The organism is Paenibacillus artemisiicola (assembly GCF_017652985.1).
Lineage (GTDB): Bacteria > Bacillota > Bacilli > Paenibacillales > Paenibacillaceae > Paenibacillus_Z > Paenibacillus_Z artemisiicola.
In genome coordinates this window covers 1-14,979 of record NZ_JAGGDJ010000079.1, presented here as the reverse complement: position 1 = coordinate 14,979, position 14,979 = coordinate 1, and the positions used below count along the sequence as shown (strand labels likewise).

At 63.9% G+C, this 14,979-nt stretch carries 17 protein-coding genes; 13 read left to right on the top strand and 4 right to left on the bottom strand.

The annotated features are described in order from the left end of the window. Nucleotides 1-175: 175 nt before the first annotated feature. From I8J29_RS32260 to I8J29_RS32220, 10 genes are all read left to right on the top strand, one after another. A complete protein-coding gene (locus tag I8J29_RS32260) occupies nt 176-928 on the top strand; it encodes a sugar phosphate isomerase/epimerase family protein (protein ID WP_208851378.1) in 753 nt (250 codons plus the stop codon). After that, nucleotides 925-2,004 carry an oxidoreductase gene (locus I8J29_RS32255; protein ID WP_208851377.1) on the top strand — a complete coding sequence of 360 codons (1,080 nt, stop codon included), beginning with the start codon at nt 925-927 and terminating at the stop codon, nt 2,002-2,004. The genes I8J29_RS32260 and I8J29_RS32255 overlap by 4 nt, the downstream gene beginning before the upstream one ends. Nucleotides 2,005-2,020: 16 nt before the next feature. After that, complete coding sequence (locus I8J29_RS32250; protein ID WP_208851376.1) at nt 2,021-2,854, top strand: sugar phosphate isomerase/epimerase family protein; 834 nt, start codon at nt 2,021-2,023, stop codon at nt 2,852-2,854. Nucleotides 2,855-3,147: 293 nt separating this feature from the next. Continuing rightward, nucleotides 3,148-4,092, top strand: a complete 945-nt coding sequence (locus tag I8J29_RS32245) for a carbohydrate ABC transporter permease (RefSeq protein WP_208851375.1) — start codon at nt 3,148-3,150, stop codon at nt 4,090-4,092. A gap of 23 nt (nt 4,093-4,115) precedes the next feature. Further along, nucleotides 4,116-4,928, top strand: a complete 813-nt coding sequence (locus I8J29_RS32240) for a carbohydrate ABC transporter permease (protein ID WP_208851379.1) — start codon at nt 4,116-4,118, stop codon at nt 4,926-4,928. A gap of 92 nt (nt 4,929-5,020) precedes the next feature. Further along, nucleotides 5,021-6,466: an ABC transporter substrate-binding protein gene (locus tag I8J29_RS32235; protein WP_208851374.1), complete on the top strand. Its 1,446-nt coding sequence runs from the start codon at nt 5,021-5,023 to the stop codon at nt 6,464-6,466. A 275-nt stretch (nt 6,467-6,741) separates the two neighbouring features. Beyond that, a complete protein-coding gene (locus I8J29_RS32230; RefSeq protein WP_208851373.1) occupies nt 6,742-7,773 on the top strand; it encodes an alpha/beta hydrolase family protein in 1,032 nt (343 codons plus the stop codon). Beyond that, complete coding sequence (locus I8J29_RS32225) at nt 7,770-8,129, top strand: VOC family protein (protein ID WP_208851372.1); 360 nt, start codon at nt 7,770-7,772, stop codon at nt 8,127-8,129. Before I8J29_RS32230 ends, I8J29_RS32225 begins: the two co-directional genes overlap by 4 nt. After that, nucleotides 8,130-8,252, top strand: coding sequence for a hypothetical protein (locus I8J29_RS34350; RefSeq protein WP_276316369.1), 123 nt, complete (start codon nt 8,130-8,132; stop codon nt 8,250-8,252). Between the two features lie 90 nt (nt 8,253-8,342). Then, nucleotides 8,343-9,014, top strand: coding sequence for a phosphodiester glycosidase family protein (locus I8J29_RS32220; protein WP_208851371.1), 672 nt, complete (start codon nt 8,343-8,345; stop codon nt 9,012-9,014). A 97-nt stretch (nt 9,015-9,111) separates the two neighbouring features. Here the strand turns inward: I8J29_RS32220 and I8J29_RS32215 are convergent, their stop codons facing one another. Together I8J29_RS32215 and I8J29_RS32210 are read right to left on the bottom strand one after the other, a co-directional pair. Further along, nucleotides 9,112-9,279 carry a hypothetical protein gene (locus I8J29_RS32215; protein WP_208851370.1) on the bottom strand — a complete coding sequence of 56 codons (168 nt, stop codon included), beginning with the start codon at nt 9,277-9,279 and terminating at the stop codon, nt 9,112-9,114. A gap of 129 nt (nt 9,280-9,408) precedes the next feature. Beyond that, nucleotides 9,409-10,266, bottom strand: coding sequence for a helix-turn-helix transcriptional regulator (locus I8J29_RS32210; protein ID WP_208851369.1), 858 nt, complete (start codon nt 10,264-10,266; stop codon nt 9,409-9,411). Nucleotides 10,267-10,410: 144 nt separating this feature from the next. Between I8J29_RS32210 and uxaC the strand changes: the two genes are divergently transcribed. From uxaC to I8J29_RS32195, 3 genes are all read left to right on the top strand, one after another. Then, entirely contained in the window at nt 10,411-11,820 is a 1,410-nt protein-coding gene (gene uxaC, locus I8J29_RS32205; RefSeq protein ID WP_208851368.1) for a glucuronate isomerase, read from the top strand. A gap of 230 nt (nt 11,821-12,050) precedes the next feature. After that, on the top strand, nt 12,051-12,335 hold the full coding sequence (locus tag I8J29_RS32200) for an autorepressor SdpR family transcription factor (RefSeq protein WP_208851367.1): 285 nt from the start codon (nt 12,051-12,053) through the stop codon (nt 12,333-12,335). After that, the gene (locus I8J29_RS32195) at nt 12,319-12,963 is read left to right on the top strand and encodes an SdpI family protein (protein WP_208851366.1); all 645 of its coding nucleotides are present in this window, start codon (nt 12,319-12,321) and stop codon (nt 12,961-12,963) included. The genes I8J29_RS32200 and I8J29_RS32195 overlap by 17 nt, the downstream gene beginning before the upstream one ends. Before the next feature lie 240 nt (nt 12,964-13,203). Here I8J29_RS32195 and I8J29_RS32190 read toward each other — a convergent pair whose 3' ends face one another. Together I8J29_RS32190 and I8J29_RS32185 are read right to left on the bottom strand one after the other, a co-directional pair. Next, nucleotides 13,204-14,385 carry an MFS transporter gene (locus I8J29_RS32190; protein WP_208851365.1) on the bottom strand — a complete coding sequence of 394 codons (1,182 nt, stop codon included), beginning with the start codon at nt 14,383-14,385 and terminating at the stop codon, nt 13,204-13,206. A gap of 278 nt (nt 14,386-14,663) precedes the next feature. Beyond that, on the bottom strand, nt 14,664-14,979 hold a 316-nt coding region (locus I8J29_RS32185; RefSeq protein ID WP_208851364.1), incomplete at its 5' end, for a GTP-binding protein.

Sequence of the window (14,979 nt, the reverse complement as noted above, 5' to 3'; positions counted from 1 at the left end):
ACATCGGAAGCATAGGCCAGGTGAATGCGATAATCGGCGAAGCCGTCAGCAATCACCACATCGGAAGCATAGGCCAGGTGAATGCGATAATCGGCGAAGCCGTCAGCAATCACCACATCGGAAGCATTTGCCCCTCATATACGTTCCCATCCCAATCCGAAAGGTTGCGAGAGTCATGAAATTTCCGATTGCGCTGCAGCCCTACACGATTCGCGAAGAACTGAAGCAAGATTTCCTCGGCAGCTTCACGAAGGTGGCCGAGATCGGCTACCGGGCCGTCGAGGCGGGACCGCCGCCGGAAGGCATCACGATCGACGAGATGAAGGCGCATTTCGACCGCATCGGCCTGCAGGTCATGGGCTGCCATGCCGGCCTGGAGCAGCTGACGGACGGCCTGGACCAGCTGATCGATTTCCTGGCGCTGTTCGGCGCCAAATACGTGGCGATGTCGTACCGCTTCGATTCCCGCGAGGCCGTCCTGGAAGCGGCGGAGAAGTTCAACGCCGTCGGGGCGGCGGCGAAGGCGCGCGGCGTGCAGTTTCTGTACCATAACCACGACTGGGAGTTCCGGCAGTTCGACGGCGAGTCGGCGCTCGATATTTTGCTGGCGGCGACCGATCCCGAGCTCGTCAAGCTGGAGCTGGACGTGTACTGGGCGCAGAAGGGCGGCGAAGACCCGGCGCAGTACTTGCGCAAGCTGAAGGGACGCTGCCCGGTGCTGCACGTGAAGGACATGGAGCCGGGCGAAGAGCGGTTCTTCGCGGAAGTGGGCGAAGGCGTCTTGAATTTCGCCGAGATTCTGAAGGCGGCGGAAGAGATCGGCACGGAGTGGCTGGTCGTGGAGCAGGACGCCTGCCGCCGGCCGGCGTTCGAGAGCATCGCGATCAGCTACCGCAATCTGACCGGAATGGGGGTCGTCGCGCCATGAGCGGAGCCGTACGCGTCGGCCTGGTAGGGTACGGCTTTGCCGGCAGCGTCTTTCACGCGCCGGTGATCACGTCCGTGCCGGGCCTGGAGCTGACGAAGGTCGTCGAGCGCCGCAGCGCCAAGTCCAAGGCGCGCTACCCGTGGGTGGAAGTCGTCCACGACGCGGCCGATCTGTACGCGGACGACGCGATCGACCTCGTGGTCGTCACGACGCCGAGCACGGACCATTTCACGTTCGTCCGGGACGCGCTGCTCGCCGGCAAGCACGTCGTCGTCGAGAAGCCGTTCACGCCGACCGCCAAGGAGGCGGACGAGCTTATCCGGCTGGCCAGGGAGCAGGGCAAAGTGCTGTCGGTCTTCCATAACCGCCGCTTCGACGGCGATTTCCTGACGCTGCGCGAGCTGCTGCGCCAGGAGCTGCTCGGCGAGCTGATGGAAGCCGAGTTCCGCTGGGACGGCTTCGATCCCGTGCTGCGTTCCACGAATTGGCGCGAAGGCAGCGAGCCGGGCACGGGCGTGTTCTACGACCTCGGCGTCCACCTGCTGGATCAGGCGCTGCGCCTGTTCGGCGCGCCGGCCTCGATCGCGGGCGACGTCCGGATGCAGCGGGCGAACGCGACGGCGCACGATTATTTCGACGTCGTGCTGCAGTACGACAGCGGGTTCAAGCTGCGGCTGAAATCGTCCAAGTTCATCCGCGAGCCGCTGCCGCGCTACGCGCTGTACGGCACGAAGGGCGCGTTCGTCAAATACGGCATCGACCCGCAGGAGCAGGCGCTCATCGGCGGCGCGCAGCCGTCGGCGGTCCGCGGCTGGGGCAAGGAGCCGCGCGAGCAGTGGGGCAAGCTGAACACCGCGGTCGGCGGACTCCGCGTGGAAGGCGTCGTCGAGACGATCCCCGGCTCTTACATGGACTATTACCGCAACGTGATGGAGCATATCAACGGACAGGCGGAGCTGGAAGTGAAGCCGGAGGAAGCGCGGCTGGCCATTCAATTGATCGAATTGGCGCTGCAGAGCAGCCGGGACGGCCGGGCGCTGCCCGTGCCGTTCGCGGAAGCCTCGCCGATTAGCTAGAGGAGGAGAAGACATCGTGTTTCCATTCAAAGCATCGCTTAACGCATCGACGCTGTTTCCGTTCGGGCTGGACGTGACGGAGCAGGTGCGCGTCGCGGCCGAGGCCGGCTACGAGGGCATCGAATTATGGGTGAAGGACATCGAAGCCTACTTGCAAAACGGCGGTACGGCCGCCGGGCTCCGCGCGTGCTTGGAGCAAGCCGGCATCGTCTTCGCGAACGCCATCGCGTTCTTCAAATGGGCCGACCGCGACGATGCGGTCCGGGAGGAAGGCTTCGCCCAAGCCGAGCGCGAGATGCGCATGCTGGCCGAGATCGGCTGCGTCGCCGTGGCGGCGCCGCCGTTCGGCGACGTGGCGGACGTGCCGCCGGCCGACATGGCACGTCACTACGCACGCTTGGCCGCGCTGGGCCGCGAAATCGGCATCGACGTGTATTTGGAATTTTGGGGCCGCGCCCGCGCGCTGTTCCGGCTCGACCAGGCGATCGAGGTGGCCGAGGCGAGCGGCGCGGAAGGCGCGAAGCTGCTCCTCGACCCGTTCCACATGTACACGGGCGGCAGCAGCCTGGACGATCTGAAGCGGCTGGATGGCAGCCAAATCGGCATCTACCATGTCAACGACTACCCGGCCGAGCCGCCGCGGGAGACGATAACGGACGCAGACCGCGTATTCCCGGGCGAAGGCGTGGCTCCGACGTCCGAGCTCGCGCGGCTGCTGTACGGCGCGGGCTACCGCGGCTTCCTGTCGCTGGAGCTGTTCATCGCCGATTTCGGCGGGCAGACGGCAGCGCAGGTGGCCGCCAAAGGATTGGCCGACCTGAAGGCCGCTTATCACGTGGAAGCCGAATAAGTAAATTCTAGAAATATTGAATGATTAAGAATGAGGCCTTCATCTGAACGATGAAAGAAAAAGCAGCCGGCATTATGCCGGCTGCTTTTTTGCGTTGTTTTACGCTGCTCGAAGCACCGGTGCATCTGAAATGAAAGCGTATTGTTCAAATTTTCATGAACGTTTGCATTTTATTTGCCACATTCCATCCATAGCGGTTTTGGGTTACTAATTCTTTAAATTCGGAAAACACCGTTCTAATACGGGGGGCTTATCCTAATCAGGAGAAATACAGTTGAAAGGGTGGATGGTTGATGAATTCGACGGAAGCGGGTCTTGCGGCCGCGCGCCCGGACGTCCGGACGCGCCGGGCGGGGCGCCTGTTCTCGGCCATGGCGAAAGAAAACGCGGTCGGCTACTTGTTCATCGCGCCGTCGCTGGTGCTGTTCGCGATCTTTTTGTTTTATCCGCTCCTGAAATCGATCTACTTGAGCTTCTTTCTGACGGATCCGCGCGGCCGGGTGGCCGCCTTCGTCGGACTCGATAATTTCGGCTCGCTGTTCCGCTCGGACGCCTTCTGGAACAGCCTGCTCGTCACGCTGAAATTCACGGCGCTGACGGTGCCGACCGGCCTCCTGCTGGCGCTGCTGCTTGCGGCGCTGACCTTCGGCAAGCTGCGCGGCATGCGGACGTTCCGGTTCGTCTTCTCCCTGCCGGTGGCGCTCTCGGTCAGTACGTCCTCCGTCATCTGGATGATGCTGTTCCACCCGACGACCGGCACGCTGAACTATTTTCTGACCAAGATCGGACTCTCTCCGGTGCAGTGGCTGACCGATCCGGCCTGGGCGCTCGTCTCCGTCTCGATCATGACCGTGTGGATGAATTCCGGCTTCCAGTACATCGTGCTGCTGAGCGGCCTGCAGGGCATCGCCGACGATATCTTCGACAGCGCGCGCATCGACGGGTCCGGCCCGTTCCGCACGTTCTTCCAGATCATCATGCCGCTCGTGTCGCCGACGCTGTTCTTCCTGTCCGTCGTGTCCGTGATGAGCGCGTTCCAGTCCTTCGGCCAGATGAACATCCTGACCAAGGGCGGCCCGGCGGGCTCGACGGAAGTGTTCGTCTACTCGATCTACAAGGAAGCGTTCATCAACTACCAATTCGGCACGGGCAGCGCGATGTCGCTGGTGCTCTTCGCCATCATCATGCTGCTGACGTTCCTTCAATTCCGCTTCGAGAGGAAGGTGCACTACCATTGACGACGATGACGCTGGCTCCCCGGATGCTTCGCCGCCTGGCGCAGTACGCGATTTTGATCGTCTTCGCCATCGCCGTGGTGTATCCCGTCGTGTATACCGTGCTCGCTTCGTTCATGACGTCGGACGAATCGGCGCAATATCCGCCGAAAATGTTCCCGTCCCATCTGTACCTCGGCAGCTTCCAGAAGGTGCTGGAGCTCGTGCCGCTCGACACGTTCCTGCTCAACAGCTTCGGCATCTCGGTGCTCGTCATGATCGGCCAGGTCCTGACCGCCAGCATGGCGGCCTACGCGTTCGTCTACGTGGCGTTCCGCGGCCGGTCGTTCTGGTTCGCGGCCTTCGTCTCGACGATGATGATTCCGTGGGAAGTGACGATCATTCCGAACTACCTCACGATCAAATCCTGGGGCTGGCTCGATACGTACCAGGGGCTGATCATTCCCTTCGTCGCTTCCGGCTTCGGCGTGTTTCTGCTGCGGCAGTTTTTCATGCAGCTGCCCCGCGAGCTGTTCGAGGCGGCGCGGATCGACGGCTGCGGCCACGTCCGGCATTTTCTGATCGTCGTGCTGCCGCTGTCGCGTCCGGCGCTGGCCTCCCTGTCGGTCTACGCCTTCCTCGGCGCGTGGAACATGTACCTGTGGCCGCTGCTGATCACGAACAGCGACGCGAAGCGGACGGTGCAAATCGGCATCAGCATGCTGCAGTTCCAGGAAGTCACCGTGTGGAACCTGGTGCTCGCGGGCGTCACGCTCGTGCTGCTGCCGTCGCTGCTGCTGCTCGTGCTGGGCTTGAAGCAGCTCGTGCGCGGCTTGACCGCCGGCGCTGTCAAGGGCTGAGGCCGACCGGCCTCAAGCGTTATGACATCGGGGGAATCGTCTTCGGACGTGCATCCATATAAAAAAGTAAACTACGGGAGTGAGAAACGAGAATGAAAGCATGGAAACAAGCGGGGGTACCGCTGGCAATGGCCGGCCTGATGGCTATGCTGGCCGCCTGCGGCAGCAACAATGCCGGCAATAACGCGAACGCGAATACGGCTAACCAGACGAACGCCGCGAACCAAACGAACGCGAACGCCGCGGCCGGCACGGACGGCGCGGCGAACGGCGCGAACGCCAACGCGTCCGCGAACCAGCAGAAGGAGCCGATCAAGGTTACGTGGTGGCATTCCATGAGCGGCGAGCTCGGCGACGCGGTCAACCAGCTCGTGTCCGATTTCAACGCATCGCATCCCGACATTAAAGTCGAAGCCGTCTACCAAGGCACGTACGACGACAGCCTGAACAAGATGAAAGCGTCCCTCGATTCCAAGTCGGGCCCGTCGCTGATCCAAGTCTACGAAATCGGCTCCAAATTCATGGTCGACTCGAAAGCCATCACGCCGGTCCAAGACTTCATCGACGCGGACAACTACGACGTGTCGAACTTGGAAGAGAACATTCTCGGCTACTATACGTTCAACAACAAGCTGTACTCCATGCCGTTCAATACGTCGAACCCGATCCTCTACTACAACAAGGACATGTTCAAAGCGGCCGGCCTCGATCCGGAGAACCCGCCGAAGACGTACGAAGAAGTGAAGAACGCCGCCAAAGCGCTGACGAAGGACGGCAAGACGGGCGCTTCGTTCGCCATCTACGGCTGGTTCATGGAGCAGTTCTTCGCGAACCAAGGGGCGGAATACGTCAATAACGGCAACGGCCGCACGGACACGGCGACGGAATCGCTCGTGGCGAGCGACGCGGGCGTGAAGACGCTGTCCTGGTGGAAGGATCTGATCGACAGCAAGGTCGCGCTGAACCTCGGCCGCAAGACGGACGACACGAAGAAGGCGTTCCTGGCGGGCCAAATCGGCATGACGCTCGACTCCACGGCCTCGCTGCGCGGCATCGTCGACGGCGCGAAAGGCAAGTTCGAAGTCGGCACGTCGTTCCTGCCGAAGCCGGACGGCGCGACGGAAGGCGGCGTCGTCGTCGGCGGCGCGAGCCTGTGGATCATGAACAACAAGCCGGCCGAAGAGCAAAAAGCCGCTTGGGAGTTCATCAAGTTTCTGGCGCAGCCGGACACGCAAGCGAAATGGCATATCAACACGGGCTACTTCCCGATCACGAAGAAGGCGTACGACGAGCAGATCGTCAAGGACAACATGGCGGCGTACCCGCAATTCCAAACGGCCGTCGACCAGCTGCACGCCACGAAGCTGATCCCGGCGACGCAAGGCGCGGTCATGGGCGTATTCCCGGAAGCGCGCCAAACGGTGGAAGGCGCGATCGAAGAAGCGTTCGGCGGCCAGAAAGATCCGAAGCAGGCGCTCGACGACGCGGCGAAGGCCATCACGGAGAAGATCGACACGTACAACAAGACCGTGAAATAAGCGGGTTTTGGGTCGGGGAAGATCGGATAGGCTGGAAAGGCTCAGTCCAAATAGGCTCAGTTCAAATAGGCTCGGCTCGAATAAGCTCGGCTCAATTAGGCTCGGGTAAATAGGCTGAGGCAAATTGGATAGGATCATCACGACCCGATCCGGCGCGCGCAATGCGTCCGGGACGGGTCGTTTTATTTTGCGGCACGGAAGGAGATCGGCGGCCGGAGGCGAACAAGGTTCAGAGTGCGTTACAGCGTTTTCAAAGGCAGAGGAGGAGACGGGACATGTGGCATCCGGACGATTATTTGAAGCAACTGCTGGACGATGTCCGGCCGGCCGAGGCATTCGAGGCCCGGACGACGGAGGAATGGCGGGCGTGGCAGGCGCGGCTGCGCGCCAAGTTCGCGGAGCTGCTCGCCGAGCCGGCGAACCGGCGCGAACCGGCGCCGGTCCTGCTTGAAGCCGCGGATTGCGGCGATTACACGCGCGAGAGAATCGGCATCGCCACGTACGGAAATCTCGCGCTGCCGATGTACGTGCTGAAGCCGAAGGCGTATCGCCGCGAGCGGGGCGCGGTCATCGCGCTGCACGGCCACGGATACGGGAGCCGCGACCTCGTCGCGCTGAATCCCGACGGCACGGCGAAGACCGGGGATCCCGGCTACCAGAAGAATTTCGCGGTCGAGCTCGTCCGCCGCGGCCATCTCGTGGTCGTGCCCGAGCTGCTCGGCTTCGGCGACCGCAAGCTCGCCGAGGACGCCGACCGGGGCGACTCGTGCCACCGGCTGTCCACGAACCTGCTCATGCTGGGGCAGACGATGGCGGGCCATCGCGTATACGAGACGCTGCGGTGCTTGGACTACGTCTTGGCGCGCGGCGACGTGGACCCGGCGCGGATCGGCGCCATGGGCATCTCCGGCGGCGGACTGGTCGCTTCGTTCGCGGCGGCGATCGACGAGCGGATCGGAGCCGTCGTCGTCAGCGGCTACGCCAATACATTTCAAGCGAGCATCCTTGCCATTCCGCACTGCATCGATAATTTCGTGCCGGGGCTGGCGCGGCTCGCGGAGATGCCCGACCTGCTCGCGCTGATTGCGCCCCGGCCGCTCTTGATCGAAGCGGGCTCGCGCGATCCGATCTTCCCGCTGCGCGCCGTCGACGAGGCGCACGGCAAGCTGAAGGCGGCGTACGCGCTGCTGGGCGCCGGTCCGGCTCTCGCGTACGACCGCTTCGAGGGCGATCACGAGATTTCGGGCGAGCTGTCGTTCGACTGGTTCGCCGGCTTGTGGGCATCCCGCGAGGAGGTGGCGCCGTGAGCGCGTTCAAGCTGCGGCCGTTCGTGCCGGCGGGCGCCGACTTCGGGCTCGCGCAGCGCTTCTTCGAGGCGCTGGGCTTCGAGAAGCGGTACGGCGACGAATCGCTCGCCGTGTACCGGATCGGGGACCAGGAGTTTTTCCTGCAGAACTTTCATGATCAGGCGTTTCAAGAGAATTACATGCTGGAGCTGGCGGTCGACGATCTGGACGCGTGGTGGGCGCGCATCGACGAGCTGCAGCGGAGCGGGGACTATCCGATGCGGGCGAAGGCGCCGCAGGCGTATCCGTGGGGCAAGCGCGAGTTGCACCTGATCGATCCCGCGGGCGTGTGCTGGCATTTGTCGGCGCCGGTATAAGTGGATGGCATGAATGACGGCTTCCGCGATCGCGCGGCCGGCGCCGGCGCCGACGCCGGCGGCGAAAGGGGTCTCGCGCCCGCCCGCATGAACCGCCAAGCGCTGCTCCTGCCGCTGCTCTGAGGCGGACTGGCGCTCGCGTTCCTGCTCGGGGCCGCGCTGTTCCTGTTCATCGGTCCGTTCGGCGGGCAGCCGAACGACGACGAAACGAACATGCCGCGCGGCTACGTTTACGGCGAGACGGCCGCCTCGAACGGCATGGCGCTGCATTACATGGCGACGCGGCCGGGCAACGTCCGCCCGGCCGCGGTCCATGCCAACGTGGCGGCCGGCCCGTATTACGGCGTGAACGGCGGGTTCTTCTACGAGGAGGCGCTGCTCAGCATCGCGGTCGCCGACGGCGTGCCCGTCAACGCGGCGCCGGGCAGCTACGGCGCGGGCGACGTCAACGCCAAATACGTACGAGGCACGCTCGTCTGGGACGGCGCGGCGGATCGGCTGAGCGTGCAGACCGTCGGCCGCATGGCGGAGCTTCGCGTCAGCGACCGCTCCCGCTTCTGGGCGCAGGGCGGCATCAGCATGAGCCTGGGCCGGGACGGCGAATGGCGGGCGCGGGCGGAAGCCGAGCGGGCGCCGAATATCGACGAGGCCCGGCTTCGTTCGGCGGCGGTGTACGACGACGCCGGCACGCTGTACCTCGTCGTCAGCACGACGAAGGGCACGCTGGCCGAGTTCCGCTCCGCGATCGTCGAGACCGTCGGAGCGGGCCGGCTCGCGGGCGGCATCTTCCTCGACGGCGACGGCTCTTCCCAGCTGCGCAGCCGGGAAATCCGGCTGACCGGCGACGGGCGGCCGGTCGTGCAGATGCTTCGGCTGCTGCAATAACGGCGCGCGGACGGGCGGAGCGAGACGCCGCCAAAGCCGAAAGAAGCAGCCCCCGATGACGGAGGCTGCTTCTTTATTCGCGCTCGCCGGCGCGGCGTTATTCCTTCGCCGCCCGGGCGGCCTTGCGCTTCTTGTAGGCGCTGAAGTTCATCCAGGCGCCGACCAGCAGGAGCAGGACGCCGAGCAGGTAGTTTACGAACAGGATATCGATGATGCCGTAGCCGATGAAGAAGAGGCTGACGATGACGAGCAGACGCGGATTCACGGGAGATGCACCTCGTTTTCGATTGGCTTTTGTAAGCAGTATAGCGCAATCCGTTCCCCTTGGCTAGTTCCAATGTCATCTAATCTGACATCGATGACCGCGCCGCTCCCTTGCCGATGCCCCTTCGGCCTACAGCCGGTTCAGCTTCCGGTACAAGTGCGGCGTCGTGCCCGTCAGCTTCTTGAACACGCGGTCAAAATGGCCGGCGCTTTCGAAGCCGGTCCGCTCGGCGACCGCGATGATTTTGAAGTCCGTCTCCCGAAGGAGCCGCCGGGCTTCGCGGATGCGCGTCAGGTTCACGTATTCGATGAGCGTGAAGCCGGTGACCGCCCGGAAGGACCGGCTCAGGTAGTACGGACTGACGAAGAACCGCCCGGCGAGCCCGGCAAGCGTCAGCTTCGTCTCGTAGCTGGCGTTCACGTGCGCGACGACCTCGGCGATCTTCCGCTGGAGCGGGCTTTGCGCGGCGACTACGTCCTTCGGCTCGTCCGCGGGATGCCGGGCGGCGAGCAGCAGCAGCTCGGCGAGCAGCAGCCGGAGGTACACCTCGCGGCCGGGGCGTTCGTGCGCGGCTTCCGCGACCATTTTGGCGAACAGCTGCTCCGCGAAGGCGCGTTCCTGCGCGCCCAGCCGCAGCACGGCGGCCTGCCGCGCGAACGGCGCGAACAGCAGCGGATCGTGAAGCGGGTGACCCGCGCCGAGGAAGGCATCGCTGAAATTGACGACGATCCGCTCATGCTCCGGCGGGCCGAGATCCGACGCGTTATGGACGACGTGCTTGTTGACGAGCACGAGGTCGCCGGCCGTCAGCCGGACGGTCCGCCGGTCGAGGAAGTGGACCCGTTCGCCCGCGGCCAAGTAATAGATTTCGTACGTGGGATGATCGTGATTCGTCCGCCCGAACGGCTTCGTCCGGCGAACCTGCTGGATGTAGAAGTCGCCGTCTTCGTGGCCGTACGTGAACGGCTTGTCCGGGATGAGCTTCATGGCTCCGCCTCCGATCTGGTTAGCTCGATTGTAGCGCAAGATAAGCGAAAGCGGAACGGATTCGGCAAGAAAAGCCGCGATTCCGCGCAAATGTTGCGCTATGCTGGAAGGGAATCCCCCATAAAGGACGGTGTCCGCCTGTTTATGAAAGCGTTCATGGACGATGACTTTTTACTGCAAACCGAAACCGCCAAACGGCTGTACCGCGACTACGCGGCCGCCATGCCGATCATCGATTACCACTGCCACCTGAGCCAGCAGGAGATCTACGAGAACCGCCGTTACGACAACCTGACGGAGGTCTGGCTCTACGGCGATCATTACAAATGGCGGGCGATGCGCGCGAACGGCGTGGAGGAGAAATACATCACCGGCGGCGAAGGCGTCGGCGATTACGACCGTTTCCTCGCCTATGCCCGCACCGTGCCGATGACGCTCGGCAATCCGCTGTACCACTGGTCGCATCTGGAGCTTCGGCGCCTGTTCGGCATCGACGAGCTGATCAACGAACGGAACGCCCCGGTCATCTGGGAGAAGGCGAACGCCAAGCTGCGGGGCGGCGGCTTCTCCGTGCAGGATCTCATCCGCGGCGCGGGCGTCGAAGTCATCTGCACGACGGACGATCCGGCGGATTCGTTGGAGCACCACGTCCTGCTCGCGGCGCAGGCGCCGGAGCTCGGCTTCCGCGTGCTGCCTTCCTTCCGCCCGGACAAGGCGCTCGAGATCAACCGCCCGGCGTTCCTCGGCTATCTCGAGAAGCTCGGCGAGGCGGCGGGGCGCAAGCTGTCGTCCTACGACGATCTGCTGCACGCGCTGGAGTCGCGGGCACGGTACTTCCATGCCGTCGGCGGCCGCGTGTCCGACCATGCGCTCGATTACGTGCCGTGGGCCGAGACGACGCACGAGGAAGCGGCGCTGATCTACGAGAAGGCGCTGAGCGGCGACGGGGTGACGCCGGAGGAAGAGCGGAAGTACAAGACGTACACGCTGCTGTTCCTGGGCCGGCTTTACGCGGAGCTCGGCTGGGCGATGCAGTATCATATCAACGCGCACCGCAACAACAATGCGCGCCGGTTCGCGGAGCTCGGGCCGGACACGGGCTTCGATTCCATCGGCGACGGCGCGGTGGCGGCGCCGCTCGCGCGCCTGCTCGACCGGCTGGACGAGCACGACCGGCTGCCCCGCACGATTCTGTATTCCATCAACCCGACGGACAACGACGTGCTGGCGGCGCTCATCGGCAGCTTCCAAGGCGGCGGCATCCCCGGCAAAATCCAGCTCGGCTCCGCCTGGTGGTTCAACGACACGAAGGACGGCATGCTGGCGCAGCTGCGATCGCTCGGCAACATGGGGCTGCTGCCGCGCTTCGTCGGCATGCTGACGGACTCGCGAAGCTTCCTGTCCTACACGAGGCACGAATATTTCCGCCGCATTTTCTGCAATTTGGTCGGCGAGTGGGTCGAGCAGGGCGAAGCGCCGGACGATCCCGAGCTGCTGCGGGAGCTCGTGCAGGGCGTCAGCTACGCGAACGCGAAGACGTATTTCGGCTTCTAAGCCGGGGCCAAGGGCCGCAGTTCCGTCGCCGGACGGGGCTGCGGTTCTTTGGCGTTTGCCGCCTCCGCGCCGGACCCGTTCGCATCCGGTTCGGGCGAATGCCCGTTGACAGCGGCGGCCGACGGGCGGTACTATGGATTTAGATATTTAGATAATGTTCTAAATCTTTAATTAAAAGCGCTTGGCTTGGAAGCGCGCGCGAGCGAGGAAGCGCGAAGGAGGACGATCCGTTGAACGACGCGTTCAAGGCGCTGGCCGACCCGACCCGGCGGCAAATCCTGCGGCTGCTGCGGGACCGGAGCATGAGCGCCGGCGAGGTGGCCGACCATTTCCATATCAGCAAGCCCAGCATTTCCCACCATCTGAATCTGTTGAAGCAGGCGGGTCTCGTGCTGGACGAACGGCAGGGCCAGAGCATCATTTATTCGCTGCATACGACCGTCGTGGAGGACGTGATCGGATGGATGTTCGGCATACTGGGGAAAGAAGGGAAGGGGCATGACGATGAGAAATAAACGCGAAGCGCTGTATTTGCTGATCGGGCTGTCGCCGGCGATCGGCGCGCTGCTGCTGTATAACCGGCTTCCGGACACGATGGCGACGCATTTCGGGCCGGACAACGAAGTGAACGGGACGATGGGCAAAGGCGCGGCCGTCCTCGTGCTGGCGCTGCTCGGCTTCGTGCCGCTGCTGCTGCGCATCCGGCGGAGCCTCGATCCGAAGCGGGCGAACTTCCAAAGCTTCGGCAAGGCGTTCGAGGTAAGCCGCTTCGGCATTACGCTGCTGCTCGGCGCGGCGGGATGGGCGATGGTCGCCTACAACCTCGGCTACGACGTCGACATGCGCAAGATCGTCCTCGCGGCCGTCGGCTTGCTGTTCGCCGTCATGGGCAATTACATGACGCAGGTGCGGCACAATTACATGTTCGGCATCCGCACGCCGTGGACGCTCGCGAACGAGGAAGTGTGGCGGAAGACCCACCGGATCGGCGGGCCGCTCATGATGCTCGGCGGCCTCGTCGCGCTCGTCGCCGCGTTCTTCGAAGGGACGGCGCCGATCGTCCTGTTCCTGGCGGCCATCCTCGCGACGTCGCTCATTCCGGTCGCGTATTCGTACGTCCTTTACCGCCGGCTGAGAGGCTAAGGCATGCGCGGAAGCAAGCGGTTGCCATCCAAAAAACCTCCGGACGCCCTAACGGGGCACGGAGGTTTTTTTGGCGTTGATTGACGGGTTAAGCCTTTGGTGGATGAGGCGCGGCACGCCCGGACGGCGCTGTCCGGCAGGCGCGCTGTTCGGATGGCGCGTCGGGCGCGGCTTGGCCAGCTTGCCTGGCCTGCTTTAGCGGAATGCCTCAGCCTCGACCGCTTGCCCCGACCGCTTGCCTCAGCCGCCAGCGTTGGCGCCGCGCTTCAGCAGGGCGGCCTCTTTGTTTTGCTGCACCGTGAAGACGATCGCGAACACGATAACGCAGACGACGGCGAGCACCGAGTTGTACAGGAACACGCTGCGCATGCCGTACGCCTCGCTCGCCACGCCGCCGACCAGGCTGCCGATGATGCGCGCGACGCCGAGGGTAAGCAGGCCGTTCAGCGTCTGCCCGCTGGCCTTCAGCTCGCTTGGCACTTCCTTGTTGATGACGTTCGCCAGCGTCACGGTCAGCACGATGAAGATCAGGCCGTGCAGCGCTTGGGACGGCAGCAGCCAGAACGGATCGTGGATCGCCGAGAACAGGTACCACCGCAGCGCCGCGGCCGCGCCGGCGCCGAGGAGGATATGCCATGTCCGGATCCGCTGGAAGATCCGGCTCGAGAGCAGCAGGAACGGCACTTCGCTGAGGGACGAGATGACCATCGACCAGCCGAGCCAGGCGCTGTCGCCGCCCATTTCCTTGAAGTAGAGCGGGAAGAACGCGTAGTAATAACCCAGGGTGACCTGGAAGACGAAGTTCGCGCCGATGTAGAGCATCAGCTTGCGGTTTTTGAACAGCACCCGCACCGACATTTTTTTGCTTCCGGCCTGATGCCCTTCGATTGTCGGGAAGCGCATCGCGAGCAGGAAGCAGATCGCGATGATCGCCGCATAGACGCCGAACAGGAGATCGATGCGCTTGTCGGCGATGATCCCGAAGAGGATCGACATGATCGCGAAGCCGACCGTGCCGCCGAGCCGGATGAGGCTGAAGTTGCCCCGTCCCCGCTTGTCCAGCGCCTCCAGCGTCACGGCGTCGCTGAGCGCGAAGATCGAGGACTGGAAAAACGTGAACACGCAGATGAACGCGAGCAGCAGCGCGAACTGGTTCGTCAGCGGGTACAGCAGCACCGACAGCCCGGTGCAGGCGAGCAGCAGGAGCAGGATGCTGTTTTTGGTTTTCGCGCGGTCGCTGAACAAGCCCCAGATCGGCTGGGCGAGAATCGCGATGAGCGGGCCGAGGCCGAGCAGCGTGCCGATTTGCGATTGCGTGAAGCCGACGTGCTGGAAATACAGCGGGATGAACGTGCCGTAAACGGCGTTGCCCATGTAGAAAAACGCGTAGAAAAACAGAAAATAAGCGAGATTGACCGGCATGGCTTGCGTTACCTTCCTTCGTGCGTCGCTGGATGTGAGCTTTTTTAAGTAGTTCCATGCGCGGCCGCGATTTCCTCCCCCGAACGCGCAATTGATTCGGCGCGGCAGGGCGGGCACGAGGGAAAAGGCCAGCCGGCGGCTGGCCTTGGGCGATAGGCGAAGGGTCCCGGGAGGCGGCCGCGGATGACCGCGACGCGATGTCGATTACGGGCGCGGCGCGTTACCGGGCTAACGGGAAGCGGGCGGCGAAAGGGGCTTCGGACGCGGTACGAACCGCTTTATTTGCGCGCGAGCCGCTCCCATTCCTGCCGGATCTTGGCTTCGTCGAGGTCGATGCCGATCATGACGAAGTACGGCGCGCCGTCGTACGTGCTCGGCGACCATTCCATCCGCTTGCCCGCGAGCTGGAACAGCATCATGGCGCCGTCCTTGCCGTACGGCATGTAGCCCTTGGCGCGCAGGCAGCCGTTGCCGCGGCCGCCGACGAACGCCTCGAACCCGCGCCGGCCGATGCCCGCGGTCTCGGCGCCGGGATAGATCGCCGTCGTCCGGATGCGCGCGAACGAGCCGGCCGGGCTCGCGACGGCCGCCGTG